This is a genomic window from Micromonospora sp. NPDC051296 (assembly GCF_040682255.1).
GTDB classification, from domain to species: Bacteria; Actinomycetota; Actinomycetes; order Mycobacteriales; family Micromonosporaceae; genus Micromonospora; species Micromonospora craterilacus.
The window spans coordinates 1-3,691 of record NZ_JBFBAO010000520.1; the positions used below are offsets into that span (position 1 = coordinate 1).

The 3,691-nt window shown below is 68.1% G+C and carries 3 protein-coding genes, 1 pseudogene and 1 CRISPR repeat array; of the genes and pseudogenes, 1 reads left to right on the top strand and 3 read right to left on the bottom strand.

What is annotated here, in order from left to right; genetic code table 11:
- Positions 1-512: pseudogene (locus AB0M52_RS32150) on the bottom strand (hypothetical protein); the annotation flags it as partial.
- A gap of 168 nt (positions 513-680) precedes the next feature.
- Entirely contained in the window at positions 681-1,151 is a 471-nt protein-coding gene (locus AB0M52_RS32155; protein WP_363961486.1) for a peptidoglycan-binding domain-containing protein, read from the bottom strand.
- 483 nt (positions 1,152-1,634) lie between these two features.
- Between AB0M52_RS32155 and AB0M52_RS32160 the strand changes: the two genes are divergently transcribed.
- Positions 1,635-1,886: a hypothetical protein gene (locus AB0M52_RS32160; protein ID WP_363961488.1), complete on the top strand. Its 252-nt coding sequence runs from the start codon at positions 1,635-1,637 to the stop codon at positions 1,884-1,886.
- Positions 1,887-2,077: 191 nt separating this feature from the next.
- Positions 2,078-3,202: direct repeats of the CRISPR family, unit length 28 nt; unit sequence CTGCTCCCCGCGCATGCGGGGGTGATCC.
- 107 nt (positions 3,203-3,309) lie between these two features.
- Here the strand turns inward: AB0M52_RS32160 and AB0M52_RS32165 are convergent.
- A partial coding sequence (locus tag AB0M52_RS32165) for an ATP-binding protein (protein ID WP_363961490.1) occupies positions 3,310-3,691 on the bottom strand: 382 nt, incomplete at its 5' end.

The following is a 3,691-nucleotide window of genomic DNA, read 5'->3' on the forward strand; positions in this document are numbered from 1 at the left end:
ACTCCCAGCTTGGTCACCTGGCCGGTCCGCAGGTCGACCACCGCGGTGAAGCCGCCCCGGTCGTAGAGGTCGGGCTTGTTCGTGAACGACCGGGGCGCGTACACGGCGACCACCTTGTCGCCGGAGGACGTCAGGCATGCCTGTCCGATCCACTGGTCGACGTCGACCAGGCTCTCCCGCAGGGTCGCGACGACCCGCCACTCATATCCCTCGGCCGCGTCGGCCTTGAGGATGTGGAACCCACGCCCGTCGGCCGATGTGGCCCAGGCGACGTCGTCCGAGGTCTTCCAACCCGGAGTGAGAACGCGGTCCCGGTCCTGCTCCGGAACCCCCTGTTGGGCGCGCCCTTCGCCCGGCGACTCGGACTGCCGGCCGTCGGGCGTCGCACTGCTCTGCCCGCTGTCAGCGGGCGGCGCCGCCTGGGCGGAGGCGGTGGGAATGCTGAGGAGTCCGGCCACCAGCAGCAGTACGGCGTGCTTGCGTGCGCGGACAAACCTGGGACGGGTCTGCATGTGCGTCTCCGGGAGGTTGGGAGGGCTACGGGGCTCGCGTTCACGCCGTCGGGGTACAGGTGGCAGGGGTTCGGCTGGTCGGCCGATGACCGCCGTCGAGCGAGAGGACCGCGGAGTGGAGCGGGTGCCAGGCCGACGGTCGCCGGCCGGGCACCCACGCACCGGCTGTCAGAGTCCGAACCACCCGACACGGATGGCCATGTCGAAGCCGCGCCAGGTATTGGCGCCGGGGATACCGTCGATCGGGCCGTTGTAGCCGCCGTGTCGGGCGATGAGCTGGATGCCCTTGTAGGTGTTCGTGCCCGGGATCCCGTCGACCGGGCCGCTGTAGACACCGCTGGCCCTCAGGTACGACTGGACGCCCTTCCACGTGTTGACCCCGGGGTACCCGTCGGCAGGTCCGGTGTAGCCGAAGGCCGCCGCCGGTCCGTGCTGGACGCGGCACCACATCGGCTGGTCGCTGGCGCTCCCGCTGTACGTCAGGACGTACATGTTGGTCTTGCAGTACTGGCTGATGTAGGAGTTGCCCGCCTGGGCCGGCTGGGCGATCGCCAAGCTTGCGAGAGACATGCTCAGCGCGACGGCCACCGCGGAAATTCGCTTCCAGTTCATGTTGTTCCTCTCCGAGAACGTGCCCATGATCCAGACGCTGCGATCGACAAAGTGCCGCATAAGGGAATTTCGTGTCCCTGACCGGGTGCCGGCACGATGCCCTGCATTCCGGAGTCCTGCGGGCACCTACGGTGTCGGCAACCTCTGGTTCCTCGTGCTCTGTGCGATCTTGATAACCCGTGCTTACTGCGATCGATCTGGATGCGACCCTAGCCATCGTGTTCGGCCGCCCGCACCCAACGGATCCGCGAAAACCGCGGCACCACCTCCACGGCGGCGACAGTGCCGCCAACGGTGGGCGCAGCAGATGTCAGTGCGGGCATCGGCGACGCCCCGGCTGCCCGCTGGCGCTTGTCGCGACACCGCGGGCCGGTCAGACTCAGCTACAGATCTTGAATGGTCAGATTCATCCATTGTGGCCGGTTATGTATGCATGATCTTCCGAGATCGGTGGCGTAGGCCGGGGACTGGAAAGAACGGCTGATCGACCGATCAAGGGAGAGACGCCAGATGGCCACCGAGGTCAACTCGGAGCAGGAGCCGGCCACCGGGTCGGTGGGTGCGGTCACGGATGAGCAGTTGATCGCGATGCTGGTCGGTCGGGCTCGTGGTGACGGGCTGAAGCTGACCGACGAGGCCGGGCTGTTGCAGCAGCTGACCAAGCGGGTCATCGAGTCGGCCCTGGACGGTGAAATCACCTGCGGGTCGTCACAGCTGGAGTTACGCCGTACGCCGCACAGCGGCGGTGCAGTGACGGATTGAGCACAGATGCACGGGCAGGACGAACGGTTCCGGCTCGGTTCAACGGCCACGTTGGACGCTCGTCGCCCGCTACGCTGACTCCCAAACTTCCGCATGTTCGTACACTCGCAACGGCAACGGAGCCTGCGATCTTGCGAGACAAAGTGAAGGAAAACAGCGCAGTCGATCTTTAGAGCCGCAGGTCGGAAAGTCTGCTCCCCGCGCATGCGGGGGTGATCCCGCCACGCCCAACCTCACCGACATCCGGGCGGCCTGCTCCCCGCGCATGCGGGGGTGATCCCGGGAAGTCCTGCGGACGCTCGGCGTACGTGATCTGCTCCCCGCGCATGCGGGGGTGATCCCGAGCGGCGGCGCATCACCGACTGGATTGCCCACTGCTCCCCGCGCATGCGGGGGTGATCCCTGCCGGCCCTCGGCGTACAGGCGGTCAAGCTCCTGCTCCCCGCGCATGCGGGGGTGATCCCCGCTGCATCAGCCGGTAGGCCGGGTTGCGCTCCTGCTCCCCGCGCATGCGGGGGTGATCCCCGCTGCATCAGCCGGTAGGCCGGGTTGCGCTCCTGCTCCCCGCGCATGCGGGGGTGATCCAATGATGAGCTGGATGCCGAGTTCGGCGGAGTGCTGCTCCCCGCGCATGCGGGGGTGATCCTTCCGTAGCGGACCTCGCTGAGCGGTACGCCGACTGCTCCCCGCGCATGCGGGGGTGATCCCGGGCGGCGGTGCAGCTGCCAGTGCACGTCCATCTGCTCCCCGCGCATGCGGGGGTGATCCGGCGATCTCCCCGACTCCGTCGACCGTCAGCCACTGCTCCCCGCGCATGCGGGGGTGATCCGAAGGACGAGGCCAAGCCGGACGAGGTCAAGACCTGCTTCCCGCGCATGCGGGGGTGATCCCTGGTCGCCGCGGTTCAGGTCAGCAACCGCGATCTGCTCCCCGCGCATGCGGGGGTGATCCCGACCGGGAGGGCATGGCGAAAACAGGGATGCTCTGCTCCCCCGCATGCGGGGGTGATCCCGCGGGCGAGCCGTGGCCGCCAGCGCAGTACGACTGCTCCCCGCGCATGCGGGGGTGATCCCAGGACGTACGGCTCCGGCTGGACGGCTGACCGCTGCTCCCCGCGCATGCGGGGGTGATCCCTTCTTCGCGTCCACCTGGACTCGCTGGCTGCCCTGCTCCCCGCGCATGCGAGGGTGATCCCGCGTGGCGGTCGCCGGCCTGGGCGGCCTCGACCTGCTCCCCGCGCATGCGGGGGTGATCCCCGCTCCGCATCCCGCTCATCACCCGGGCCGAACTGCTCCCCGCGCATGCGGGGGTGATCCCACATGCGGGGGGTTGGAAACGCGGGCGGGGCTCTGCTTGTCAACGGCGGACTGGAACTGACCCCCTAACGACGGATTGGGATTGACCCCCCGGAGGTCGTTTCGTGCTACTTGTCGCGGTCTTTGGTGAGGAGTTCTCGGCGGGCTTTGGTGCGGTAGGACTCGCCTGCGAGGGTGAGGACTTCGGCGTGGTGCACGAGGCGGTCGATCATCGCGGCGGCGACGACTTCGTCGCCGAAGACCTCGCCCCACCGCCCGAACGGCAGGTTCGAGGTGACGAGGATGGAGCCGGTCTCGTAGCGAGATGCGACGAGTTGGAAGAACAGGTTCGCCGCGTCGGTGTCGAAGGGGATGTAGCCGACTTCGTCGACGATGATGAGCTTGTAGCGGCGGATCTTCTTCAGCTCGGCTTCCAGGGCGCCGCGGTGGTGGGCGCGGGCGAGGCGGTCGATCCAGTTCGTCGCGGTGTCGAACAGGACCGAGTAGCCG